The sequence below is a fragment of the Nostoc sp. genome (assembly GCF_036917355.1).
Classification (GTDB): Bacteria; Cyanobacteriota; Cyanobacteriia; order Cyanobacteriales; family Nostocaceae; genus Nostoc.
In genome coordinates, this window is sequence record NZ_JBALDP010000001.1 from 47,473 (window position 1) to 73,524 (window position 26,052).

At 43.1% G+C, this 26,052-nt stretch carries 23 protein-coding genes; 11 read left to right on the forward strand and 12 right to left on the reverse strand.

Features of this window, described 5'->3' with window-relative positions; genetic code table 11:
* Window positions 1–24: 24 nt before the first annotated feature.
* On the reverse strand, window positions 25–1,944 hold the full coding sequence (locus V7K53_RS00165; protein ID WP_335195694.1) for an ATP-binding protein: 1,920 nt from the start codon (window positions 1,942–1,944) through the stop codon (window positions 25–27).
* A gap of 331 nt (window positions 1,945–2,275) precedes the next feature.
* Between V7K53_RS00165 and V7K53_RS00170 the strand changes: the two genes are divergently transcribed.
* Together V7K53_RS00170 and V7K53_RS00175 are read left to right on the forward strand one after the other, a co-directional pair.
* Complete coding sequence (locus V7K53_RS00170; protein WP_335195695.1) at window positions 2,276–2,479, forward strand: hypothetical protein; 204 nt, start codon at window positions 2,276–2,278, stop codon at window positions 2,477–2,479.
* Between the two features lie 311 nt (window positions 2,480–2,790).
* Window positions 2,791–3,645, forward strand: a complete 855-nt coding sequence (locus V7K53_RS00175; protein WP_335195696.1) for a cyanophycinase — start codon at window positions 2,791–2,793, stop codon at window positions 3,643–3,645.
* A gap of 233 nt (window positions 3,646–3,878) precedes the next feature.
* On the opposite strand, the gene V7K53_RS00180 is transcribed toward V7K53_RS00175, so the two are convergent.
* Window positions 3,879–4,796 carry a M23 family metallopeptidase gene (locus V7K53_RS00180; RefSeq protein WP_335195697.1) on the reverse strand — a complete coding sequence of 306 codons (918 nt, stop codon included), beginning with the start codon at window positions 4,794–4,796 and terminating at the stop codon, window positions 3,879–3,881.
* A gap of 383 nt (window positions 4,797–5,179) precedes the next feature.
* Between V7K53_RS00180 and V7K53_RS00185 the strand changes: the two genes are divergently transcribed.
* A complete protein-coding gene (locus V7K53_RS00185; protein ID WP_335195698.1) occupies window positions 5,180–5,845 on the forward strand; it encodes a glutathione S-transferase family protein in 666 nt (221 codons plus the stop codon).
* Window positions 5,846–6,209: 364 nt separating this feature from the next.
* Here V7K53_RS00185 and V7K53_RS00190 read toward each other — a convergent pair whose 3' ends face one another.
* The 7 genes from V7K53_RS00190 to V7K53_RS00220 all read right to left on the reverse strand — a co-directional run bounded on the left by V7K53_RS00190 (window position 6,210) and on the right by V7K53_RS00220 (window position 12,634).
* Window positions 6,210–7,217 carry a phycobilisome rod-core linker polypeptide gene (locus V7K53_RS00190; RefSeq protein WP_335195699.1) on the reverse strand — a complete coding sequence of 336 codons (1,008 nt, stop codon included), beginning with the start codon at window positions 7,215–7,217 and terminating at the stop codon, window positions 6,210–6,212.
* 481 nt (window positions 7,218–7,698) lie between these two features.
* Window positions 7,699–8,037, reverse strand: coding sequence for a CpeR family transcriptional regulator (locus V7K53_RS00195; RefSeq protein WP_099102916.1), 339 nt, complete (start codon window positions 8,035–8,037; stop codon window positions 7,699–7,701).
* The gene (locus V7K53_RS00200) at window positions 8,031–8,660 is read right to left on the reverse strand and encodes a chromophore lyase CpcT/CpeT (RefSeq protein ID WP_335195700.1); all 630 of its coding nucleotides are present in this window, start codon (window positions 8,658–8,660) and stop codon (window positions 8,031–8,033) included. Before V7K53_RS00200 ends, V7K53_RS00195 begins: the two co-directional genes overlap by 7 nt.
* A 91-nt stretch (window positions 8,661–8,751) precedes the next feature.
* On the reverse strand, window positions 8,752–9,288 hold the full coding sequence (locus V7K53_RS00205) for a phycobiliprotein lyase (RefSeq protein WP_335195701.1): 537 nt from the start codon (window positions 9,286–9,288) through the stop codon (window positions 8,752–8,754).
* Between the two features lie 254 nt (window positions 9,289–9,542).
* A complete protein-coding gene (locus V7K53_RS00210; RefSeq protein WP_335195702.1) occupies window positions 9,543–10,301 on the reverse strand; it encodes a phycobilisome rod-core linker polypeptide in 759 nt (252 codons plus the stop codon).
* A gap of 444 nt (window positions 10,302–10,745) precedes the next feature.
* Window positions 10,746–11,609, reverse strand: coding sequence for a phycobilisome linker polypeptide (locus tag V7K53_RS00215; RefSeq protein ID WP_335195703.1), 864 nt, complete (start codon window positions 11,607–11,609; stop codon window positions 10,746–10,748).
* 446 nt (window positions 11,610–12,055) lie between these two features.
* Window positions 12,056–12,634 (reverse strand): phycobilisome protein, encoded by a 579-nt coding sequence (locus V7K53_RS00220; protein WP_335195704.1) that lies wholly within the window; start codon window positions 12,632–12,634, stop codon window positions 12,056–12,058.
* Window positions 12,635–12,787: 153 nt separating this feature from the next.
* Between V7K53_RS00220 and V7K53_RS00225 the strand changes: the two genes are divergently transcribed.
* Window positions 12,788–13,450, forward strand: coding sequence for a HEAT repeat domain-containing protein (locus V7K53_RS00225; protein WP_335195705.1), 663 nt, complete (start codon window positions 12,788–12,790; stop codon window positions 13,448–13,450).
* A gap of 148 nt (window positions 13,451–13,598) precedes the next feature.
* Window positions 13,599–13,799, forward strand: coding sequence for a hypothetical protein (locus tag V7K53_RS00230; RefSeq protein ID WP_335195706.1), 201 nt, complete (start codon window positions 13,599–13,601; stop codon window positions 13,797–13,799).
* A 142-nt stretch (window positions 13,800–13,941) separates the two neighbouring features.
* On the opposite strand, the gene V7K53_RS00235 is transcribed toward V7K53_RS00230, so the two are convergent.
* Window positions 13,942–14,766 (reverse strand): pentapeptide repeat-containing protein, encoded by an 825-nt coding sequence (locus V7K53_RS00235; protein WP_335195707.1) that lies wholly within the window; start codon window positions 14,764–14,766, stop codon window positions 13,942–13,944.
* Between the two features lie 115 nt (window positions 14,767–14,881).
* On the opposite strand from V7K53_RS00235, the gene V7K53_RS00240 reads away from it, so the two are divergent.
* The 4 genes from V7K53_RS00240 to V7K53_RS00255 all read left to right on the forward strand — a co-directional run bounded on the left by V7K53_RS00240 (window position 14,882) and on the right by V7K53_RS00255 (window position 18,859).
* Window positions 14,882–15,460, forward strand: coding sequence for a phycobiliprotein lyase (locus V7K53_RS00240; protein ID WP_335195708.1), 579 nt, complete (start codon window positions 14,882–14,884; stop codon window positions 15,458–15,460).
* Window positions 15,461–15,723: 263 nt separating this feature from the next.
* Entirely contained in the window at window positions 15,724–16,458 is a 735-nt protein-coding gene (locus tag V7K53_RS00245; protein ID WP_335195709.1) for a 15,16-dihydrobiliverdin:ferredoxin oxidoreductase, read from the forward strand.
* Window positions 16,459–16,585: 127 nt separating this feature from the next.
* The gene (locus V7K53_RS00250; protein WP_335195710.1) at window positions 16,586–17,332 is read left to right on the forward strand and encodes a phycoerythrobilin:ferredoxin oxidoreductase; all 747 of its coding nucleotides are present in this window, start codon (window positions 16,586–16,588) and stop codon (window positions 17,330–17,332) included.
* Window positions 17,333–17,569: 237 nt separating this feature from the next.
* On the forward strand, window positions 17,570–18,859 hold the full coding sequence (locus V7K53_RS00255) for an amidohydrolase (RefSeq protein ID WP_335195711.1): 1,290 nt from the start codon (window positions 17,570–17,572) through the stop codon (window positions 18,857–18,859).
* 99 nt (window positions 18,860–18,958) lie between these two features.
* Here V7K53_RS00255 and V7K53_RS00260 read toward each other — a convergent pair whose 3' ends face one another.
* Window positions 18,959–20,560, reverse strand: coding sequence for a sensor histidine kinase (locus V7K53_RS00260; RefSeq protein ID WP_335195712.1), 1,602 nt, complete (start codon window positions 20,558–20,560; stop codon window positions 18,959–18,961).
* Between the two features lie 259 nt (window positions 20,561–20,819).
* On the reverse strand, window positions 20,820–22,538 hold the full coding sequence (locus V7K53_RS00265) for a sensor histidine kinase (protein ID WP_335195713.1): 1,719 nt from the start codon (window positions 22,536–22,538) through the stop codon (window positions 20,820–20,822).
* A 222-nt stretch (window positions 22,539–22,760) separates the two neighbouring features.
* Here V7K53_RS00265 and V7K53_RS00270 point away from each other — a divergent pair, with 222 nt between their 5' ends.
* Together V7K53_RS00270 and dnaK are read left to right on the forward strand one after the other, a co-directional pair.
* A complete protein-coding gene (locus tag V7K53_RS00270; RefSeq protein WP_335195714.1) occupies window positions 22,761–23,579 on the forward strand; it encodes an SDR family oxidoreductase in 819 nt (272 codons plus the stop codon).
* A 475-nt stretch (window positions 23,580–24,054) separates the two neighbouring features.
* Entirely contained in the window at window positions 24,055–25,980 is a 1,926-nt protein-coding gene (dnaK, locus tag V7K53_RS00275; RefSeq protein ID WP_335195715.1) for a molecular chaperone DnaK, read from the forward strand.
* The last annotated feature ends 72 nt before the right edge of the window (window positions 25,981–26,052 follow it).

Below are 26,052 nucleotides of genomic sequence, written 5' to 3' on the forward strand. Positions count from 1 at the left end.
ACTCCCCAATTCCAAAGCGCCTATTTACTTAACTTCCAAAATCGCTCCGGTTTCCTTCAAATAAACCCGCGTAAATGGTTCATCTTCGCCCAAAGTATAATCTTCAATCAAGCCTTTGCGACGAATAGAAATATCCTTGCCTTTTCTAATCACCACAGTCGAACCATCGAAAACATCTCGCGCCAAAATCATCTCAGTTTCGGTGGGATTATCCAAAACTACGATATTACTATTCTGGTAAAATATGCCCTGTTCTTCGAGGATTTCTTCAGGATACTCGGCAATTAGCAAATCAACTTTGGGATGACGCAGCAAAGTTTGGACATTACTGTTGTAATCTTTGCTTAATACTTTTTTCGAGCGATTCACAAAAACGCCATCACGACAAACAGCACCTATTGTCAAGTTGGAATTTTGCAAAAGGATATGGTCAATCGTTGCTTGCAGTTCTTCAACTGAGATTTTGTTAAAGGTAACAATTGGTATCCTGGCATCTGTACCCGACTCAAAAAAGGTTTCTAAAATATGAGAAGGTACATCAACACTTTCACCAACAGAAGGTTTAAGATGCATTAAAACGCCTGGTGCAGCATTGATTTCCAGGATGGCAAAGTTACTGGACTTCCAAGATTCTGCAAGACTTTTGGTAATGACATCAATCCCCAGACACGTCAGTTGGAAATGTTGGGCAATATCTTGCGCCAATATAATATTGTCATCATGAACTGTCGGGGTTGCATCAATGCTCATACCTCCAGCTGAAAGATTGGCAACTTTACGCAGGTAAACAGTGCGTCCTTTCTCAATCACGCTGTCTAATGATAAACGCTGTTCCTCTAGGTAGAGTTCCATCGCTTCATCAATCTGAATTTTACTCATCGGCGAAGTTGGCGTGTCTAAACGTGCAGGTTTGCGGTTCTCTTGGCGAATTAACTCTGCAAGCGTTAAATACCCATCACCCACAACTGATGCGGGACGGCGTTCTGTGGCGGCGACGAATCGACCATTGACACACAACATACGAAAATCCGATCCTGAGATGCTTTTCTCAACAATTATTCGGGTTTGCTGATTTTCGGGAATCGCTGCCAGCGAACGATTATAAGCAGAGATCAGTTCTTTTGAGTCTTGCACATCAGCCGTAACGCCAATTCCTTTGTGACCTACCACTGGCTTAACTGCCACTGGGTAGCCAATTTCTCTTGCTGCTGCCAAGGCTTCTTTTTCGGAAAAGACAATACTACCTTCAGGCACTGGGAAACCCAAGGTTTTCAAAAATGCCTTACAATCATCTTTGCGGGTAGTAAACTCCGAATCTAGATGGCTATCGCAGTTAAATGTTGTTGCTACCCCCCGGACATGGTTTTTTCCTAAACCGTATTGCATCAATCCTTCTTCCCACAAATAAAAGGCGGGAATACCTTTCTCATAAGCTGTTCGCAATAGGGCGTAAACCGTGGGGCCTCCATAGACAGATGCGCGAAATCTATCTTGCAACTTTACCAATTGCTCATCAAAGGCAAAGTCTTCGTCTTGGGTAATGGCTTCAAACCAATCCCAAACAAAGTAAATTACCTCTCTAGTTGTGCGTTCATGTAGTGATTGAATGCTAATTCGCGTGAGATTTGGATATGGCTTCACACTCCAGCGGTTGAGGTGTAAATCCATGTCCAATTTTGCGGCTTCGGACACAACTTGGGCAAAGAGATGGGCATAAGATTCGTAGGTTTGATCGCGAAGATTTGGATAGCGATCGCCAATGCTGGCAATATAATCTTCAATGGGCAAAGGCTCTCTAGAGTCAATTAGAGCAAAATCAAATACTAGCGCCCCTACATTTAAATAAGGGTTGGGACCAAGGTAATGCTTGAAGTTGAAAATATCGAATACATCCGTTCTTCTAGCATTAATGCGGACTAATTCACTGCTTTTTTGTAGAACCATTGATTACGAACCTTCGGCTAAACACCCTGAATTTTTAATGCTGAGTTATAGTTACTCAGACTTATTGATTGTAGATTGACTCAGGTTAATTTTGGAGAGTGATGGCTTTGCCACTGAGCTAATCAGAACCCACGCTAACTCTATTACTAAGCATTTTTAACTATCTTAAGGCATAATTAAATTTCCAATCTTCTGCCAGGAAGCAAGAACAGTCAATTCATCCTCATGAATAATCAAAGATATAACCTTTGAAAGGTGCAACACTCATCCAAAAATTGTATAAATAATAAATGTGGGGCATTAAAAAGACAGTATAAAAAGACAGCAAAGTATGAATAGCACACAAGCTGCTCTAAGAGATGAAATTCGAGAACTAGCTGACGAAGCTTTTCACCAAAAGCTGATTTCTGGACATGGAGATGGGGCAGACATGAATGAGTATCAAATTGTCTACCAAGGCAAACCCAGGCATCTCCCACTAGAACAAGCACGTTTTTTCTTAACTAACTTGCTTTACAGAAGTCAGGTTCATTAGGACTTGCCATCAGATATCTATTTGCATCTAGTTAGGGTCAATACCAATTACTCACATCGCCCGATAAATCTCCAATCGACAATTAGTAATATAGCCAAAAATGCCTCTAGAAGTATTTTCTAGAGGCAGTTGACGTTGTAGATTTTATTTAGTGATTGGAAAATTAGATAATTTTTCAGAAAAGTATTGTGGTCTAATTGCGATCGCAAATGTTAACCCTACTTTATCAAGTAATCTATCAAAGGGATGATTTGATACATTGAATTGTCATGTTTTAGTGAAATTTATTAACTCAAATCCCAGGGGGCATCATGGTTGAAAGTAATATCAAAAAGCAATTAGTAATTATTGGGGGAGCCGAAGATAAAGAGGGTGATTCCGTAATTTTGCGGGACTTTGTACGACGCGCTGGAGGTACAAAGGCATATATTGTAATTCTGACAGCAGCCACAGAACTACCAAGAGAAGTGGGAGAAAATTACATCAGAGTCTTTGAGCGCCTGGGAGCCGAAACTGTTCGTATTATTGATACAGAAACCCGTGAAGATGCATCTTCATCTACCGCATTGGAAGCTATTAAGAAAGCAACTGGGGTCTTTTTTACAGGGGGAGACCAAGCTCGTATTACCAGCATCCTCAAGGATACCGAAATCGATACGGCAATTCACCAACGGTTCTCCGAAGGTGTAGTGATAGCAGGCACAAGTGCCGGAGCTGCTGTGATGCCAGATAAAATGATTGTGGAAGGTGATTCGCAAACACATCCTCGGATTGAAACTGTTGAAATGGGCCCAGGTATGGGATTTTTACCAGGGGTAGTAATTGACCAGCATTTTTCTCAGCGTGGACGCTTGGGACGCTTGATTTCAGCTTTAATACTAGAACCTGCTGTCTTAGGATTTGGGATTGACGAAAATACCGCTATGGTAGTGACAGATAACCAAATTGAAGTAATTGGTGAAGGAGCGGTTACGATTGTTGATGAATCAGAAGCTACATATAACAATATGGGCGAAATTTTGAAGGATGAGTCTTTGGCGATTTGTGGAGCAAAGCTTCATATTTTGCCACATGGCTTCAAATTTGATCTGAAAACTCGTCAGCCTATCCTAAATAATGGCTCTGTGCCAAATGTCTCTCAACCACTTGCTTCAGTTAACACCTAACTTTTAGTAAGTGTATTTAAACTGAAAGTTTTATCGAACAGAATTCAGGAGTCAGGAGTCAGAATGAATTCTGTACAACTGGCCGATAGTGAAGCGTAAAGCCTTCTCTTCTCCCAAAGGGAAACGCGGTGCGTAGAGAGCATCTCGATTCTGAGTTCTGCATTCTTCTTCAACTAATCGCTGTAACACCCCTGCCTCAACCTTTGGCAGGCAGGGGGATATCAAGAAAAATATCAAGGCGATTTCGTTAAACTATAAAAACTGTCAGAATGAATCTGACTGCCATTTCGCCAAACTTCAACTCTTTGTGGAGTAACTAAATAATAAAAACTACCATTATCTGCTCGATATCTGTCTTTACCAATATTCAAAGCTGTTATCTTTATAGGCTTGCTTGGAGCTTGCTTCAATTGCCCAATATAAAATAATTGACCATTTTCTTCACAGACTTTTACACGAGAGCTTGCAGTCTCACCTTCAATAAGACTAATTCCATTGCATTTAGTATCAGTGCTTACAGGTGCAAAATCTATTGGAATTGGCTGCTGTGAGGGTAAAACTTGATTTGCTACTGAGGATGGCGAGACTGGGCGGTTTGGGTTATCCACTTGCTGAACTTTAGAACCGGAGGCAACACTTGCAGTTACGGATGTCAACAAATGAAGGGGATCAACTGCTATTTGACCATTTGGATGAACTTCAAAGTGCAGATGAGGTGCTGTACTATTGCCTGTAGATCCCATCTCGGCAATCATTTGACCTTGAATAACCTGTTGACCCTTGCTCACCAACAAACGGCGATTGTGGCCGTAAACAGTAATACTGCCATCGAGATGTTTAATAGTTATGGCATTTCCTAATCCCCAATTATCCCAACCTGCTTTAACAACTGTACCGGATGCCGCAGCCATAACAGGAGTTCCAGATGCCCCTGCAATATCAATTCCTTCATGTTGATATTTGCGGAAGCCTTGAGAAATAAACCCTTTAGTTGGCCAGATTAAGTTAGAAGTAGGGATAGGAATTTGCCCAATTGGGGAATCGCTTGCCAATTGTGTTAAGGCAGATGTCGCTGTACTTAATACAGCGGTTAAGGATATTAACCCAACTAGTCCATAAGTACGGTATCGATAAACTATAGATTTTTTCATAAGTTGCAAGTCTATTAGAACAATAATTCAGACACTTTCTGATTATTTGTTGTTTCAAGCTTACTCGCAAAATATCAGGAAATCTTTAGTGACTGGAGTTTAGACTAAAGCATGGCAAAATGACCCAGCAGTAGTAAGTTTACAAGTTACACATCTGGAAGTAGAAAAACTAAAAGGTCAAGCAGATTGTGGTTGTTCTTTTTTCGGCTTATTAGTACTCTTTTTGACTGTCGGAAAACGAATTCTACACATGGTCAATCGCTTTCTCGACGGTAGTAAAGCTGCCAGAATGAGGATAAAACAGGCATAGACAGTCCCACCCACGCTAACCATAACAGAACGCACACCCAAAGCAGAAAATTGGACCGAAAGGAGAAATCACCATGACCCTGACAATGACACCCACTATTACCGCCTTTGAACGGTCGCCTGATGGCGGCAAGGGACTGGCGCGTGACATGCGCGTTCGCTGGGCACTCGAAGAAGTGGGTCAACCTTACAACGTTCGTCTTGTTTCGTTCAGTGAGATGAAGCAACCCGCGCACCGTGCGCTTCATCCTTTCGGGCAAATTCCAACCTATGAAGAAGGCGATCTCACCCTGTTCGAGTCGGGGGCGATCGTGTTGCATATCGCGGAGCGCCATACAGGGCTGTTGCCAGACGATGCCAATAGTCGAGCGCGAGCGATCGCATGGATATTTGCCGCACTTAACACGATGGAGCCGCCAATCGTCGATCGGGAAATCGCCACGTACTTAGAGCGCGATCGGGCCTGGTACGAGCAGCGCCTGCGTGTCCTTGAAGGTCGCATCCGTAACCGACTGGCAGAACTTTCCAGTCACCTTGGAGATGCCGACTGGCTCGATGGCGCATTCAACGCAGGCGACCTGATGATGGTGGAAGTGCTGCTCAGGTTGAAAGACTTGGGTATGCTGGACGACTATCCGAATCTCTCTACCTATGTCGCCCGTGGCGAAGCGCGGCCCGCCTTCAAGCGTGCTTTCGCCGCTCAATTAGCGGTTTTCACTGGCAAGCAACCGACTGGCTGACTAGCGCAAAAGATAGATATAATATCATGTCATGTCCGGTTAAAGACTTATCATTAAGACCGCAGAGGCGCAGAGGAGCAGAGGTGCAGAGGGGAGGGGTTTTTGGGCTTTCTGCATAGATTTAGGAATTAGAACTAATTAGTCGGACATGATATAACACTATTGCCCATAGTGTTACATCGAAAGCTTGTCCGCTTAATTACTTATTAAATCTGAAGAACCCCACCCCGCTAAAGCTACGCTTTGTCTCCCTTTCTTGCAAGCGGCTTCTCGAATCGGGGTTAAAGAGTTTATTTGTCCGTAGTGAAAAAATGGGCGAGTTAAACTTGGCTAATCCACCCAATAAAACTAAACATTAGAGAAGTTAGCCATTAAAAACGCGACTGCGCCACTTATTCAACCGAGCTTCTCCAATTGTGGCAGACCGCCGGGAATCAGCAATTTGCTCTTGCAAAGCTGCAATCTGTTTTTCTTGGGCGTCAGCTTGCTGTTGCAAAGATGTATATTCACCTGTGCTGGTGGGTAAACTAGAAGACTGCCAACTACTACTAAATTTTGTTGTGCCGATGTTGGCAAATGGTCGTAAGTCTGCTAATTGTTGTTGCAAAGTTGCAATCTGGCTTTCTTGCTCTTTAATCTTTTGCCGCAAGCTTTCTTCGGCTGCTGTAGGAGCTGCAATAAAGGTATTAACTGGAGCAGCAGTTTCTGGCTTGGGCTTGAATATTTCAGCCAGCAATGCACTAATATCCGTGAGTTTCTGTCTACCGTAAGGAGCGTTGGTAATTAGCGATCGCACCAGTTGAGGTTCGTTATTCGTTGCTAAGTTCTTATCACTGCTAGAGTTGCTCCGCAGCAATTGTAACATATTGGTAAATTCCAATATCTTTTTGCCCGTTTGAGTTTTATAACCCCGGTAATATGGCACTATGTTCTCGCCAAAGGCATCTAAATACTCGTCGCTATCAAGATAAGAATCAATATCTGCCTCAAAACCCTCCTCATCTAGAATGTTGCTGTGATGTTTAGTTTCGGAGTAATCATCGGGAGCGCGACCCAGCAGGTGCTTAAAGTTCAGTTCAATTGCTCGATAGCGGTAAACATTATCAAAAAATCTAGAGCGATACAACTCTGATTTGGCAACTTGACGCACAAACTCACGCACATCGATTATGCCTTGCTTGAGTTGGGATTCTGGAACGATGAGCCGCTCACTTTCCATGATGTAGGCATTACCCAACACTTGCCGATAAACTGCCCGAATTACAATTTCAATGTCATCAACTGAAGCAGTATTCCACAGTTCGATGGGTTCTGTTTGGGGAAATGCTTGATATTGGCGTCGTCTGGTTTCTTCGTCTAAGAAGGTCTGCATAGTTGGGTTAGTGTGGGTAAGAGTGACTAATTTGTAAAGTAAAAATAAAATTTATGTAGGGAGCTAGTGCTTTGCTTTGGTTTCTAAAGTTGTAGCAACTGGTGAATCAGCGCACTCAAGAGGATATTGTGTTAGATGCATATTTCAAGATGATTTGTCACTAAAATACAAATCAAAGCATCTAACGCACCACTAGATAAAATGGTGGGTTAGGTTAAAGCTATAACACACCCTACTTAATATTTATTAATTACTGGTTATTGATATTAACTTATCAACTTTTGGGGAATTTTTTAGTTACATTTTCTAACAAACTTAGACGGCTAACTGTTAATAACTAACAGCTAATCACGATCGGAAATTAGCAATTAGACATTAACAATTAGCCGTCAACCCCCTTGGGGAGTATTTAAAATTCAAAACTTAATTTTGAATTGAAGTATAAACGCCTATCAGAAGAATTTCCACAAGATAGTAACTCTCAAGCACGCTCATCAAATCTAGTGTAGAAACCACCGTATTTTATCCAGTATTGTTTCAAAGTATGATGAGGTGTATGTAAACTAGCTTTTGCCTGATATAAAATTACTTGGCGATGATCGCCCATCCAAATTTTGTTAACCGGGTCAACGGATATTACTGTCCCTCCTAAAGAAGCAACGCATTCAGAGAATCTCTCAATCGTTGTATATTCTAATGTCTCGAATATAAAAAAATTACCCGAACAAATCAAATGGCGGCTGCGAATCCAGCAGCGCATCTTTTTTTCAGCCAGTGGAGGCAACATTTTGGTTTTAACAGATTCAAGCTGAATCAACATAATGCGCTCACCGCAGGTAATTCATCAGCAAAGCTTTGCCGTTTTTCAAATTGTAATGGGCCAGCGGTAGATCCCCATATTTGCTTGTGGGTTTCAATATCCATACCTTTATCTAGACTTATCCAAGTACGCTCGGTTATTTCTACTTCGCTGACAAGATATGTCTGACATCCATTGCGTTGAATCAGACATTGATTGCCTGGTTCCACACTACCTCGAAACATTTCGCCTTCTCGTTGGAAAACCATTGAACAGTGATAACGCCGTTCGATGCTTTCTGGGGTGATGGTTTTGAGGATATCTAATTCACGAGCTGCACCTGCATAAAGCATCTGATCTTTCAAGCTGTAATTTTCGATATAAATGCGATCGCCCAAATCGACTAGTCGATGTACTCCTTGACGATAAGGTGTCCATAAATCGTGGTCATAAGCTTGTTCAGAATAGAAACCGATACCAGAAAAAAATTCAATCGGTAAAGGACGAAAATAAATGTGAATGTGGGCGTAAAGTTGCGGATTTGCAAAAGATTGCTTGTAGTTGCTAAAATCTCCTGCCATCCAACAGGCTAAGGTGAGCAAATCGCTAGCGTTAGTGCTAGATTCGCTGGGCGCTATCGTCACGTCGCTTCGCTCCAAATTCAAAATTCACACATTACAATCCCCATAAATAAATTTAGGAGCCTGTATCCTTTTATGTTTTAACCTGATATTGCTAACTTTTTGCACTTGACAAAGAACGAATCTCTGAAGAAAAGGAAGCTGTTGTCACGCCTTTACCATCACTGGTTTTAATCGTCGCTACCCGAAATCGGAGATTTGGGTTAGCAAACCAAATTCGCTCCTCAGCAGCAGCGAGTTCATACTCTGTGAGCAAGGTAAAAATACCATCGTCACTCAGATGATATTTAGCCACAGCTGGAATTGTTTCAGCGTACCCCTTGTCCCGCAGGAGTTTGCCTCTAGAAGGATTTTCGACATCGGGAATTGGTACTAGTACAGTACTGCCAGAGATCGGTTTATCGTCCCAGTCTGACTCACCCTCCCAAGTCATCCGAAAGGGGTGAGTGATACTGGCGGGTTCAGTGTTATACAATTGACAAATTGCTACCACTGCTGGATCGTTGGTGGATAGAGACTCAATTTCAATGTTAGACAATACTTCTTCAAAGTGGGCGAATGCTAAATGATGAGCGCTACGCTGCGATCGCCATCGTCCAATTGAAAGTTCAAAAAAGTCAGTAATTTCCATTAGAAAAGTGATTTTAAAAAAGTAGCTTAAAATCCAAGAGATATCTTGGCAAAAAAGAAAGTTATTCTCCTAGTCTATATGTTAGCCTCCTTGACCACAACTGAATTTGGGAGTGCTGAGTGGGGAGAGACGCGATTAATCGCGTCTGTAAAAGAGTTAGGAGGAGAGACGGGAGAGACGCGATTAATCGCGTCTGTACAATAGTTAGGAGTTTTCTTTTGTCTTCTTGTCCCCACTCCCTTACTTAGATAAATCTAAGCAACTTCAGTGATACTGATAATTTTGCCGCCTGTCCGATGAATGTTTTGCACTTGTCCAGACAGTTGGCTATAGTTAACTACATATTCCAGGTTGCCCAGACGAGTACGGAGATTACCTGCACCTTTGACAGCTTTAATCAAGAAGCGTTTATCGGTGCTGCTGACACTAGAACCAGCTGCGGGAGCCTTGATGGATGTGGGTAAATTAGAACCGATATCGCCGATTAGTTTGGCTTTGCGATCGCTATCGCTGCTAGCGAATCCTCTGACTAAGCTAAAGGTGCGGTTAAAGGTAACATTCTTAATTCCGATTTGGGAGCTTGTGCTGCGAACATAAGGAACAATATTCTCGCCAAAATTCTGCTGATATTCGTTGCTATCGATATAGGAGTCGATCTCAGCATCATAGCCCTGTTCGTTGTAGATGCGGACATGTTCGGAAATTTCTGCTCGATCGGCAGGAGGGCGTCCTAGTAAATGTTTGAAATTCAGTTCAATGAACCGATACTGGGAAGAAGAGTTGAAAAACAGGGATTGATAAAGTTCTGATTTGGCAACGGTGTTGACGAATTCACGGACGCTGATTTTGCGATCGCGCAATTGCGATTCAGCAGTGGCTAGTCGCTCACTTTCCAACAAGTGAGCATTACCCAAAACCTGTTTGTAAACTGCCCGAATCAGCGTTTGTAATTCACTTTCGCTGGTGTTCGGACGCAGCTCAACAGTAGGTGAATCAATAGCCCAAAGTGACATTGAAGTATCTCCTGAAAAACGTTAATTAAATTAAATTTAGAGCATCCTACCCCTGTAGAGGTAGATTTCCCGTCAGTTGTCAGTTATTTTTGCCACTGACTAGCTTTTGTAAAACTTTAGTTTGTGAAAGACTTTAGTTTGTGAAAGTGAGTTAAATATTTTCGTATTTGACAACTGACAGCAGCGATCGCTTTGGCTAACTTTTGATCGATCGGGATTTACGCAAACTACAAGCGAAAAGAATAATTTTCAGGTTAGGACAATGTATGTAGACGCATTGCCGAAACGTCTAATAGAGAAGCAGCTTCTTGCATATTGCCTCTGAAGTGCCTGTAGTTTTGCGTAAATCCCAGAACGAGCGACACTGGGGCTTGAAAGATTAGAGACTGAGTACAGCGGAATTATTTCCCAATCCCTAATCTCTAAATCTCCAATTTCTATTCTTTAGTTGACAGGGGTAATACTGGCGATCGTACCGCCCTGTTTGTGAATTCGCTGATACTCTTGTGAAAGCTTATTGTATGGCACGAAAAAGACTTGGTTACTGCGGCGAAATTTGGAAATATTATTTACCACATTTGCCTTGTAGCCAGTGACTTCAATCCGATAAACCTTACCATCATCACCAGATCCCACACCCTGACGAGTGCGAGGAGTAGATGTTGGGTTGCGGAATGTAGCGCCCTTGCTGGCTGGTGAAATTACAGGAGTAGGTGTGCTTTGAATTAGCAAACTGTTTAATTTTGGTTGTTTGCCAGCTAAGTCACCTTTCAGGCTGCTGCTAGAGGAACCACGTACCAGTTGAAACAAGTGGGTAAACTGAACCAAACTCTGGATAGCTTCGGTTTTGTAGCCCCGAATATAAGGGACAATGTTTTCTCCAAAAGTTTCTTGGTATTCGTCGCTGTCTAGATAAGAATCAATCTCACCCTCAAAACCCTTTGTATCTAGAATAGTGCTATGTGTACGCGTTTCTTCTAGATCCAATGGCGCACGACCAAGGAAATGTCTGAAATTTAATTCAATCGCCCGATAACGAGGGGTGCTATCAAAAAACCGCGACCGGTAAAGTTCCGACTTCCCGACTTGACGCACAAACCCGCGAACGCTAATTTCACCCCGTTTAAGTTGAGATTCAGCAACGGAAAGCCGCTCACTCTCCATTACATAAGCGTTGCCTAGAACTTGCTTGTAGACACTTCTAATTACGGTTTCAACATCCTCATTAGAGCGATTTGGCCACAGATCAATGGGATCGGTGTCTTCAAACAGAGCGACCCCTAATCGTGATGCTGGTCCAAAAGCCATTCAAACTATCTCCCAGTTAACAACTAAATTTTATGAGAAGGATATTCAACAGATGTTAAAAAACTTTACATCATGGTGACAAAGGAGAGGACATAGAGACTTTAAATCCTTATTAGTCGTGATGATTTTAAGTTTTTGCATCATTTGTCCTTACATATTCTGATACGATGCCGAAACCATATTTATTAAAATTTGTTAAGTTAAATAATAGTTTCAAAAAATCTCAGCTTTTTTTTAGTATTTCATTTGCGATTGGGATACAAGTGATGGTATGGTGTCATTCCCTTGAGCCAGAGTCTTAATCGTGCTGATTCACACAAGTTTATCTCAATAAGTGGGCATAAATAAAATCAACTCTATTACACAATATAAAATTAATTAAGATTGTCTTTTAGTAAAAGTTTCAGCCCTGACTAGCAACCTTTAATTATTCATGCCCACTTAACTTATCGAATTTGGAAAGTAGCCAGTTGGCTGATTAAATGGTCAAAATAGGGAGCAATTTGCTGCCGATCGGTTTGGCAGCGTTTCAAGCTAGCAGCCTTGATGCTTTTTAAGCCTAAAACCATTGCATCCAATGGAACTTGTAACTCCTGATAGAGCAAGTTCATATAATGCAGTCCTGTGGGATTTGTATACTCAGTGTGGCCACCTGCTATGCCATAAGTAATACAGCGGAGAAAATGCCAAAAATCTCGCCAGCAAGCTTGGGCACGTTCAGGTGGATAAAGACCGCCTCCAGGCTGGATAATTTCGGGATAAGTCGCCAAAACTTGTTCTCTAGATTCATCAACGATTTCGGTGGCGCGATCGCGTAACAATTGAGCAACAGGAATCAACTCAGAATTATCGGGTGACAAGGTTTTAATCTGCAATAAATCTTCATCGCTCAGGTAGCGAAAAGCATCATCCGCAGCTTGAAATATAGCAATCGCTGCTTGTGGATGGGACTGTTCCCACTCGGCAAAGCTGACAATTCTAGCTTTGGCTATTAATTCTTTAACGGTTTCGCTTAATTGAGTCACGTCGCTTTGCTCCAAATTCAAAATTCAAAATGAAATAACTCTTGCTTCCTCTTTCCCAATGCCTCATACCCGTTATTCAATCTTCTTAGAATGCGATCGCCATTTAGTGACATCTGTAAAATAAAGTAAAGAATAGCTGTACCAAATGCACTTATGGAAATCCATAAAATCCAAGCTGAACTAAAGAACCCAGATTTTCACTATCGTTTAAAGGCGATCGCTGCTCTCGATAGTTATGAATCAGAAGTTGCAGTTCCTCTGCTCACCAGTAAACTTCATGACTCAGAATTTTTGGTGCGTTCTTTTGTGGCCAGGGGTTTGGGTAATCAACAATCAGCGGAATCTTTTGCGGCTTTGATGCAAATTATGAAATTTGATGATACTCCCAACGTGCGGGCGGAGGCGGCAAATTCTTTATCGCTATTTGGCAGAGTCGCAGTTTCTCATCTAGTTTTGGCATATTATCAGGATGACCACTGGCTAGTTAGACGGAGCATTTTGGCTGCGATCGCTGAAATGGATTGCCCTGAAGAACTATTTGATATATGCGTTCAGGGTTTAAAAGATGAAGATTTCACAGTTCAGGAATCTTCTGTTGATGCACTTGGCTTACTGGCTAATTCTAACCAACGTGCTGCGGCATTATCCCAAATACTAACGTTGGTGAATGATGAATCTTGGCGGATGCGCGTGCGAGTTAGTTATGCTCTCAAACGATTTGATGAGCCAGAAGCCAAAGCAGCCCTGAACCAACTCAGACAGGATGAGGATCACCGAGTTGTTGGAGCTGCTTTAGAAGACCTGTTGCCACAATAGCGGTGTGGGTTTGTCTGCAATGCAATATTGTGAGAATTATCAGATAAACAGTAAATATTTTATTTTACCTTAAATTTGACCAAAATATCCGGTTAGTCTGCCAAAATCTTGAAGAAAAGATCAACTTTTTCTACATGAGGAGGCATTTGTGACTGATATACAAGCTGGTCAAATGACTTGGCGACTACCAGGTTCCTCAGAATGTGCCTTACATTTGCGGCATAATGCTTTGGAACCTTGGCGATCGTATAAAGAATTTCCACAATATGTTCTACCCGATCCGCCTGGCTTTTCCGAAGGATACGCGACATTTTTAGCACTCCTGAAAAAGAACTGGCAGCCGTTGTAAACTCTACTACAGAGCAACTGGTCAAACAATTTTGGATGGATTTTGGGTCGCAGCTTTAGTTCGCTGGAAACGCAAATTGGATTTTGGATTTATTTCGCTCACAAGGAGCGCGGCTTGCCTCTAAAATCTAAAATTGGCACGGTCAAGCACTCAAACTTTCACGAGTTGTTGTGCGGGTATAGGCGTTCCAAACGTCGAGTTCTGAATATGGACGGCTAGAAAGTATGGCTTTAGTTGCTTCTGTAAGTCCTTGAGCAAGAGTAAAATCTGCCCCAGCGATACTTTGAACATGCTCCATCTCTGCATCACTAAGATCGGTTGCTCGCAGGTCTGTATCCCGCAAATCGGCTCCTGTCAATCGAGCATTCCGTAAGCAAGCCCCTGTCAAATAAGCTTTTGTCAAATCGGCACCACTCAAAGAAGCACCTTGCAAATTGGCTCCTGTCAAGTCAGCGCCACTCAGGTAGGCTCCACGCAGATTAGCACCTTGTAAATCTGCATTTCGTAAAGAAGCTGTATTCAGAAAAGCACCATTGAGATTAGCACCCGGCCCTACCGCTCCCGAAGCTTTGTAGTTATATTCTTCGGGCCATTTCGTTTGTGAATCATAACGCGCTACTTGGAGTTTGGCTCCCTCCAAATTTGCGCCACTCAGATTTGCTTGTTGGAGATCGGCACGGTTTAAATAGGCTCCCTGCAAATTAGCCCCACTCAAATCGGCTCCTCGCAGATTAGCGCCTCGCAAATCAGCCCCACTCAAATCGACATTACTTAATACCACCTCACTAAGGTCGGCTCCTAATAGCTTGGCTTTACTCAAGTTAGCTTCTCGGAAATCGACTTCCTTGAGATTGAATTGGTACAACTCTATCGAATCCACAGGGATTCCGGCTTTCAGGGCTGTTAAGATTTCTGGAGTTGGACTAGGGCGAACGCTTGTAATAAGTTGAATTTCACTATTTGTCATCAGCTGATTAAAATATCACTTTTGGAGTTATTCTACACTTTAGCTAAACCGGGACTTCATCTCATCAGTCAGTATTAATAACGCCAAAATTTGATAAAACGAGGTTTCAAAACAGATGCATATAATACCGCCTTTGACAATGATCGACTTCTTCCATAAAAGTGAGGGTACGTGGTTTACGGAACGCGCCGTTCATCATTTTGACTCGGCGGCGGATGAGTCGGGGGAGTCGAATTTGATTATAAAAGTCATGGAAAAGGACGATCCAAAAGTCCAAGAAGTTTGTAAAGCCCAAGGAATAGATCCTAGTAAAGCAACAGGCGGTGCTAGCTTTGCATGGCAGGCTAACCTAGATACCAGGCTACCGAATACTGATAATGCTGCGATTTTGGTTGATGTTCCCGACGAAACCAGGCGTTCTGGAAAACTGATTCGCAACCAAGGCTATGTTGAGAGTATTCCAGTTGTGAGCCGATATCGGTTTGCTGATGATGGAGTGCTGACGATTGATACTGACTATGACAACAATCAAGGTCAGGAACGTTGCTGGTTTGTTACGGATGATTTTCGTGTCAGAGTCAGTACAGTACGAATGATGAACGGAATCAACTTGATGACTTATTGTTCCGAGCGTCGCTGTGTTTCCCAAGAAGTCTTGGAGCAAATGATCGGTCGCAATCATGCTAGGCGTTAGGGGGAAGTGGGGAGCAGAGGGGCAGAGGAGCAGCACTTCGGCTCCCTTCGACTACGCTCAGGGCAAGTCGCTCAGTGACCGAGGAGCAGGGGAGTTAATAAAAAATTACCTCTTTCCCCTTTGCACCCTGCCCGGTTGTTGAGCGTAGTCGAAATACTGCCTCCTCTGAATGCCCATTAAGGAATGTTGCTTTGTTTCTCATAAATGAGACGTGCACGATCGCCATAACTTATTTTCATGCAAGGGTTAACAAATCATGCTCCATGTATAAGCCTTTCCTGGAATTTTTAGAAAAAGAGCTATTTCAGCGGTTTGATTTACAAAGTAGGGTCATTCCCCCTGGTTTGGAATTCAAAGTTAGCGATCGCGGCAGAAACCCAGCAACTATTCGCAGTTGGTGTCACCAATCTCAAGAGTTGCGGAAAATTCGTTATACCTACATTGATGCTGGGGAAAGCGCTCAAATTTTTAACAGCGTAATTTATCCCAGTCACCACTACGATTTACCTCTGTTAGGGATTGATTTTTTATCCTTTGGGAAAGTCAAAAACCTGATTGTGCTTGATTTCCAGCCTTTATTTCAGGACGAAGATTATCAAAAAAAATATATATTTCCGCTAAAATCTCTCCACGATCGATACCCGGATTTGGCGCAAAACTTAGAAATGAAGTTTTACGACGCCAACCAGTATTTTTCTAAATATCTATTGTTTGCCAAAACCGACCCGGAAACAGTGGCAACGCGAGTCTTTGAAGCTTTTCAGGATTATTTAAACTTGTATTGGCAAATGTTAGCAGATGCCAAACCGCTCCAAGACCCTGAAGATATCCAGCGGATTGTCAAAGCCCAAAAAGACTATGACCAATATAGTGCAGACCGCGATCCCGCATCTGGTTTGTTTAGCAGTTACTTTGGTCATGAATGGGCAGAGCGCTTTCTCCATGAGTTCTTATTTGAAGATGCTGTTCCCCTAGCAGTCGGTGCCGGTAAAAGATGAGGCAGAAGGCAGGAGGCAGAAGGCAGGAGGCAGGAGGCAGGAGGTCACTGTAGCGTAGTCGAAGTGAGGCAAAAGGCAGAAGTTCTTTAATTATTAATTTTGAATTTTGAATTCGGAGCGAAGCGACGTGACACTCTATCAGCCATTTCTTGATTATGCGATCGCCTATATGCGATCGCGTTTGGATTTACAGCCCTATCCTATCCCCACTGGGTTTGAGTCTAAGAGTGCTGTTGTGGGCAAGGGAAAGAATCAGGAAGAGGTTGTCACCACCAGTTATGCCTTTCAAACTGCAAAATTGCGGCAAATTCGTGCAGCTCACGTGCAGGGTGGCAATTCGCTACAAGTTCTGAATTTTGTAATTTTTCCCCGCCTCAACTACGATTTACCATTTTTTGGGGCAGATTTGGTGACACTGCCCGGAGGACATCTAATTGCTTTGGATATGCAGCCCCTATTTCGCGACGATCTAGCATATCAAGCAAAATATACTGAACCAATTCTGCCCATTTTCCACACCCACCAACAACATCTGTCTTGGGGAGGGGATTTTCCCGAAGAAGCACAGCCATTTTTCTCTCCCGCTTTTCTTTGGACTCGTCCTCAAGAAACGTCTGTAGTAGAGACTGAGGTGTTTGCCGCTTTCAAAGACTATTTGAAAGTTTATCTAGATTTTGTGGAACAGGCAGAAGCTGTAACAGATTCCCAAAATTTAGTAGCCATTGAGCAAGCCCAACTGCGATACCTCCGATATCGGGCTGAAAAAGACCCAGCGCGAGGGATGTTTAAACGCTTCTATGGTGCGGAATGGACTGAAGAGTATATCCACGGCTTTTTATTTGACCTAGAAAGAAAATTAACAGCCATCAACTAGAGGTTCCTTGATCGCACTCAGTGCTGAGTACCTCGTTACTGAAGACTCATCCAAGTCACGTTAAACTAGGAAAATAATCTCAGTAATACCAATTCAAAAAATGTTTGCGACACGATCGCTGATGCGCACCTTCCCCGATACCTTGGAAAGGGTTGGCGAGGGATCTTATCTATATATTATCTGTTGCATTCTTTTTCAAATTGGTATTAGCTGTACTTAAACTAGTTTGTCTTCATAATGGTTTCCACCTTTCCCAATCCCGCTTCTGTCGATCTATCTCGCATCCGACTTTCGATTCGCTCATTGCAACCGCAATTAGTAGAGTGGCGGCGGCGATTGCATCAACAACCAGAGTTGGGTTTTCAAGAAAAACTGACTGCTGAGTTTGTATCACAAAAGCTGCAAGAATGGGGAATTGAGCATCAAACTGGTATTGCCCACACTGGCATTGTGGCCACCATCCAAGGCAACAAACTTCCCGACTCCCATTTGGCTACGCCCTTCGACTACGCTCAGGACAAGCTCACGGCAAGCCGACTCCCGAATCCGCAAGTTTTAGCGATTCGCGCGGATATGGATGCTTTGCCAATCCAAGAACTCAACGAAGTGCCGTACAAATCGCAGCATGATGGAGTGATGCACGCTTGTGGACATGATGGACATACAGCGATCGCTTTAGGTACAGCTTATTATCTCCAGCAACATCGCCAAGACTTCTCTGGTGTTGTAAAAATTATCTTTCAGCCAGCGGAAGAATCACCAGGAGGCGCAAAGCCGATGATTGAAGCTGGAGTTTTGAAAAACCCAGATGTTGAAGCGATTATTGGTTTGCACTTGTGGAATAATTTGCCTTTGGGTACAGTGGGTGTGCGTGCTGGGGCATTGATGGCAGCTGTGGAATGCTTTAACTGCACAATTTTGGGTAAAGGTGGACATGGCGCACTACCCCATCAAACTGTTGACTCCGTTGTTGTTGCTGCCCAAGTTGTAAATGCTTTGCAAACTATTGTCGCTCGAAATATTAATCCCATTGATTCAGCAGTAGTGACAGTAGGCGAACTTCACGCTGGAACCAAACGCAATGTAATTGCTGATACAGCGAGAATGAGTGCTACTGTCAGGTATTTTAATCCTAGTTTGAAAGGCTTTTTTAACCAGCGTGTCGAGCAGATTATTGCTGGAATTTGTCAGAGTCATGGTGCAAATTATGATTTAGAGTATTGGTCACTTTATCCACCAGTAATTAATGATATTAAAATAGCAGAATTAGTGCGATCCGTAGCAGAAGAAGTGGTAGAAACTCCTGTGGGTATTGTGCCAGAATGCCAAACTATGGCCGCTGAAGATATGTCGTTTTTCTTAGAAGAAGTTCCTGGTTGTTATTTCTTTCTGGGTTCTGCTAATCCCGCGAAAGACTTAGCATATCCGCATCATCATCCCCGGTTTGATTTTGATGAAACCGCCTTGGCAATGGGTGTGGAAATATTTGTTAGATGCGTGGAAAAGTACTTTGTTTTATGTCATTAGTCATTAGTCATTAGTCATTAGTCACAAATGATTAATGACTAATGACTAAGGACAACCATAACAAAAATTTTCACAATTTCATTTAGGATGGCTATATCTCTAATTCGTGACTATCGGTTTCTGTTTATTGCTAACTTCTAAAGGCAGGAAAATCGTCATCACTTCCCCATAGTGTGGACGTTGACGCACAATTAGTTTGCCACCGATCGCCTGAAACAAATGCTTGGTTGCAGCGATATTCAAACTAATCGTACCTGTTTCTGGTTGAAACATCAGCAGTTGACCTAGAGCCTTGCGAATTGGTGGCGTTGCAGGTATGGCAGCTTTATTTGAATCTTTGCATCGGAATTGCGGCGATAACTGTAACTTCAGTTGATCTCCAGCTGGAATAACTTGTACTTGAATATGGCTACCAGCAGGTAAACTACGAGTAAAATTTTCCATCAAACCAGTGAGAACCTGATCCAACATGGTGGGATTGCTTACCACTGTCGGTAATTGCTGGGGTAAAATAACATTTAAAGTTAAGTTCCGCCGATGTGCTGCTTGTTCCCAACGGGGAATGCTCTGCTGCAACACTTGATCTAAAGACATCGGCGTGAGTTGAGTTTTTGATGATTTTGTTGAGGCAGTAGTTTCTAGTTCTGCGGCCTTAAACAGCAATTCCATGCGGTCAATTTGCTCGGTACACTCGTGATCGATAATTTTTAAGCGATTGATCGCGCTAGCATCTAAGTCTCGCCGCTTTAACAGCAGACGAGTCATAGTACGAATAGTTGTTAAAGGTGTACGGACTTCGTGAGCGAAGGCTTGGAGCAATTCTACATCAGGATTTGGAGAAGGTGGGGTTCCCTGTGGGGATAAGGGGTAATGGTCATTGGGCATTGAGCATTGAGGATTGGGGAAAACTCTTCTCCCCTGCTCCTCGTTCACTGAGCGACTTGCCCTGAGCGTAGTCGAAGGGAGCCGAAGTGCTGCTCCCCTGCTCCCCTGCTCCCCTACTTCTTCCCCAGTACCTAGTAAAGAGTCTCTAGTCTCTTCTGGTTCTGTTAATTCTTGAAGCAACAACTGGCTAAAGTGAATCATCATGCGGTAGTCTGGTGCTACCGGAGAATACTGTTCTACTAATGCGTCCAAGCGGGCGAAGAACTCTGGATTAGCCAGCATTACCCGCGCTCCTAGCGATCGCCAAGCCTGCTGCACTATCTCTGGCTCAAAAGAAAATGAAAAGGTTTTTTTACCGTTTTTGTGGGTTGCTAAAACTAGCACTAATCTAAATTTATCTGTAAAAACTAAGCAAAACTGTTCTGCCCCCAGAGGATCGGCAGGTAGTAAAGGAAGTACCGAATCATGGGGAGCAATGTCTTCATTTACAGATGCGTTGGCGTAGTCTGCCGCAGGTATCGCATCTGGCATCTGAAATGGCATCAGCGCCAAAGGGTTAAATGGTTTTGCTGTAAAAGTTACTGTTTGTAAACTTTGAGTCAATTTTGGTTGACTAAACAAGGGTGCTGGTGCAGCTAAAACTAATCCTTGGGTTGTGTCAACTGAAGGGTCTGCTAAAGTATTTAATAGCAAATGTTCTGTCGCTGCGAGGCTGATACGCCACTGCTGCTCTGCTTTAGCAGGTGAACATTCTGCCACACTTGATTGATTTTCAGCCAAGATTTCGCTCAGGCTTGGCAATATCCATTGGTACACAGGCTTTCACCCCTTAATTCAAGAGCGACTAACAGCGTCTAGGTTAGACATTTCACTACTATCTAAGAGGTTATAGCTATTTGTATACTGATGACAGTGGTAGAACCGAACAATTCAGGGGCAATTTCCCTCTAACTGCGATGTCTACGATAGTCACTGAGCTTGTCGTTGGCGTGGTCACTGAGCGTAGTCGAAGTGCAGTGTCTCGTAGAGAAGTGCGGGCTACGCCTACGCACTTAGGATCTGAAAAACATTGCCTTTACCCTGTTATCGATACATGGCGATCGCCGACTAATGATTGTGCTGGTTTCCCTACTCGAATTGGGATTGTAATTACAAACTCTGCACCTTGTCCCGGTGATGAAATACATTGCAAAGATCCACCATGCTTGCCAGTAATTATCTGGTAGCTAATCGATAAGCCCATACCAGCCCCCTTGCCAACTGGTTTCGTGGTGAAAAAAGGGTCAAATAAACGCGATTGGATTTTTTCTGGAATTCCTACCCCATTATCAGCAATCCGAATAATGACATTTTCATTTACCTGTTCAGAAGAAATCCGAATCAAGGGATTTGGACAAAGTTCTTTTTGGAAACAATCTTCTAAGGCATCGATCGCATTTGCCAAGATGTTCATAAATACCTGATTCATTTGCCCTGCAAAACACTGGATTTGAGGTATTTCACCATATTCTTTAATCACTTTAATTTCAGGGCGATTATTTTGGGTCTTGAGTCGGTGTTGTAAAATTAACAGAGTACTGTCGATTCCTTCATGGAGATCGGCGGTTTTGAACTCAGCTTCATCCAAACGAGAGAAAATTCGGAGACTGAGAACAATTTCCCGAATGCGTTTAGCCCCCATCTTCATTGAGGTTAACATCTTAGGCAAATCTTCTGTTAGGTACTCAATATCTGCTTCTTCGTTAGCATTTTTAATTTCTGGCTCTGGGTTGGGATAATGATTTTGATAAAGCTTAATTAACAGCAGCAACTGTTGAGTGTAATCATCAGTGTGTTGCAGGTTGCCGTAGATAAAATTAACTGGATTGTTGATTTCATGGGCAACTCCCGCCACTAGTTGACCCAGACTCGACATTTTTTCTGATTGAATTAATTGGATTTGGGTTTTTTTCAAGTCTTTCAGAACTTGCTGAAGTTCTGCTTCTGCCTGTAGACGCTCGCTAATTTCATCTCGTAATTGTTCGTTAGCATTGACCAACTCATCTCTAGAAGATTGGAGATCGTCTGCCATTTTGTTGAACGAGCTAGCTAACTCGCCAATCTCATTGTGGGAGCGAATATTAACTCTGGTATCTAGCTTACCTTCAGCCAGATTCATCACAGCTTGCTGGAGTTGCTTAATCGGTTTTGAGATGCTTCTGGAGAGCAGATAACCTACTACTAATGCAAAGATGCCACATCCCAAACTAATAATCGACGTGACAACAATATTTTTATAGGCTGTTGCTAGTGCTGCTTTATAAAGTGGTGTATATTCCAAAATTACTGCACCCATTGTTTTACCGTCGCTAGTCTTAAAAGGAACGGCAATCAATTGAATTCCATTTGGGTATTCAGGACTGGCCTCAATATATGTTCTTGGGATACCATCTTGAATAGTTTTACCAACTTCATTATTGCGATCGTGGTCTAATTGCGTACCGATATCTTCCGTAACTACATCTGCCAGAATGATTTTATTACGGTCTACAATCTCCAGATCGCGCTGACGTTGCTTGTGTAGCGATTGAACATGCTCTTGCAGATGGGCTAGCATCCGATCTTGCGATCGCATTTTGTGGTTTTCAAGCTCATGACTGACGAAATATCCCAGTAGTCCAGCAACTTCTTCAGCCTCTTGTTGAGCAAGAGACTTAGCTATCTTCAATTGTTGATTAGCACTAATCGCACCAATTATTCCTGAGAGAGTAGCCATTCCGAGAATACCCAAAATTAATTTTTGACTAATTTTCATTCCTTGCTCAAAACCTCAAGTGCTGGCTCTAGTGCTAATTCAGTTTTCGGGAGTTTGCCCTTTTCCTAAAATTCCCACTTATCAGCCTGAAAGCTACAGAGTCAACAACCATTAGCAAAATCTTCAATCTCGTTCTATTTTGCCGATGTGGTTAGGCGTAGCTCATCGTAGACATCGCATTTTTTTTAGTAGATTAACAATAGACTATCTCAGAGGCACTTTATGACTTCTTTTGATTCAGCTAAAGATTTGGTACTAGTTGCTGGTGCTACAGGTGGAGTCGGGCAATTAGTGGTAGGCAAGTTACTCGAAAAGGGTTTAAAAGTTCGCGTTCTGACACGCAATGCTGCAAAAGCTGAAGAGATGTTTAACCAAAAAGTGGAAATTGCTGTTGGCGATATCCGCCAGCCAGCTACACTGCCAGCTGCAATGTCAGGTGTTACCCACATCATAAATTGTACTGGAACTACTGCCTTTCCCTCTGCGCGATGGGAGTTTGACGAAACCCCGAACTTGATTGAATGGGGAATTATTTTCTTTAATCCCAAATCTAGTGAAGCAAAAGCAAAGAATAGTCCGACAAAGATTGATGCTCAAGGTGTCAGCAATCTAGTAGCAGCAGCACCCCAGAATTTGAAGCGATTCGTTTTTGTCTCTTCTTGTGGAATTCTACGTAAAAATCAGTTTCCTTTTAGTATTCTTAATAGTTTTGGCGTGTTGGATGCTAAACAAAAAGGCGAAGAGTCCATTATTAATTCAGGATTACCCTACACCATTATCCGCCCAGGACGCCTCATTGACGGGCCCTATACCTCATACGACCTCAACACCCTCATTAAGGCAAAAACTGGGGGTAAATACGGTGTGGTCATAGGTACTGGAGATACACTTTCGGGTGATGCCAGCCGGATTGATGTCGCAAACGCTTGTGTAGAATGCCTTTTTCAACCAAGTAGTTCTAAGAAAATTTTTGAAATAGTCAACCAAGGACAAAGACCACCTGTGATTGACTGGGAAACTCTTTTTTCTGGGATTGAGTAACTACCGAATGCTGAGTACTGAGTGCTGAGTACTGAGTATTGAGTGCTGAGTACTGAGTGCTGAGTTATTATTCTCTCCCCATACCCTATGCCCCATGCCCAATCCTCACTGCTTCTGTAGTTTATTGCCTTAAAAGACGGCAAACACCACTCGGACGTTACGGTTCACCCTAATTACTGAAAGTATTAATTCTTCTACATTAGACAGAGTGAAGACAAATTAATCCATGAACCAACTAAAAACAAAATTTAGTTAGTTTAACCGTCCCAAGCAAGGTTCGGGAAACCACCCTTCATGGACTGGCTACCACTAAGCTTCAGTATATATATCAGCATAGTCTGGAGTTTTAACCCCAGGAAAGCCAAATCAAAGGTATTCATGCTGAACTGGCTGATTTCTTGACCCTGTTGGTTCAAAATTTAGTGCTTTATATTCTCATTCATTCATTTGTAGTTATACGGAGCCAGCACCTAAAATGGCAAAAGTAGTTGGAATTGACTTAGGAACAACGAACTCCTGCGTGGCAGTGATGGAAGGTGGTAAACCCACAGTAATTGCTAATGCTGAAGGTTTTCGGACAACGCCATCAGTAGTCGCATTTGCAAAAAATGGCGACAACTTGGTTGGCCAAATCGCTAAACGCCAAGCGGTGATGAACCCCGAAAATACGTTTTACTCAGTCAAACGCTTTATCGGTCGCCGCTACGATGAAGTTAGTAACGAAGCTACGGAAGTTTCTTACAAAGTTCTCAGCAGCAACGGCAATGTCAAATTAGATTGTCCAATAGCTGGTAAACCGTTTGCTCCTGAAGAAATTTCTGCAAAAGTTCTTCGCAAACTAGTTGAAGATGCCAGCAAATACCTGGGTGAAACTGTAACCCAAGCTGTAATCACTGTTCCCGCATACTTCAACGACTCCCAGCGGCAAGCAACAAAAGACGCAGGCAAAATTGCCGGGATTGAAGTTCTGCGGATTATCAACGAGCCTACCGCTGCTTCTCTGGCTTATGGATTTGACAAGAAGAGTAACGAAACCATCCTCGTATTTGACCTTGGTGGTGGTACTTTCGACGTATCTGTGCTGGAAGTAGGAGATGGAGTTTTTGAAGTACTAGCCACATCTGGGGATACCCACCTTGGTGGTGACGACTTTGACAAAAAAATAGTTGATTTCTTAGCAGAGAAGTTCAAGAAAGCCGAAGGTATTGACCTGCGGAAAGACAAACAAGCTTTACAACGTCTGACTGAAGCCGCAGAAAAAGCCAAAATTGAGCTTTCTAGCGTCACCCAAGCAGAAATTAACCTACCATTTATCACCGCTACCCAGGACGGGCCCAAGCACCTGGATACAACCCTGACTCGCGCTCAGTTTGAAGAACTTTGCTCTGACTTAATCGACCGTTGCCGTATTCCTGTGGAAAACGCCCTCCGGGATGCCAAGTTAACCAAAGGCGATATTGATGAAGTGGTGTTAGTTGGTGGTTCTACCCGGATTCCCGCAGTCCACCAGATTGTGAAGCAGGTATTGGGTAAAGAACCCAACCAAAGCGTTAACCCTGATGAAGTTGTAGCAGTTGGTGCAGCGATTCAAGCCGGCGTACTGGCTGGCGATGTAACTGGCATCTTGCTGTTAGATGTGACACCTCTATCTTTGGGTGTGGAAACATTGGGCGGCGTGATGACCAAAATTATCCCCCGCAACACCACAATTCCCACCAAGAAATCAGAAGTCTTCTCCACTGCTGTGGATGGACAAACCAACGTAGAAATTCACGTTCTTCAAGGTGAACGCGAATTCTCCAACGATAACAAGAGCTTGGGAACCTTCCGCCTCGATGGTATTCCTCCTGCACCACGCGGCGTCCCTCAAATTGAAGTGGTCTTCGACATTGACGCTAACGGTATCCTTAACGTCACCGCTAAGGACAAAGGTACTGGTAAAGAACAGTCTATCAGCATAACTGGTGCTTCCACCCTGGATAAAAATGATGTTGACCGGATGGTGAGAGAAGCTGAACAGAACGCTTCATCTGATAAAGAGCGGCGTGAAAAGATTGAACGCAAGAACCAAGCCGACTCCTTGGCATACCAAGCTGAAAAGCAGTTACAAGAATTGGGCGATAAAGTTCCCGATGCTGACAAGACTAAAGTCGAAGGTTTAGTGAAAGAAGTTCGGGAAGCAGTTGCTAAAGAAGACGATGAGCAAATCAAGAAGCTCACGCCAGAATTGCAACAAGCGTTATTCGCTGTTGGTAGCAACATCTATCAACAAGCTGGTGCTAGTGCCAGTGCTGGTGCCGGTGCTGGCGCTACATCTGGTGGTGAACCTCAAGATAGTAGTTCCTCTAGTTCTAGTAACGGCGATGATGTGATTGACGCTGATTTTACAGAGAGCAAATAATTTCTCTACTTCTTTTGGGAAGATTGTTTTGTTCGACCTCATATTACCCACTCAGGCAAATGCCTGAGTGGG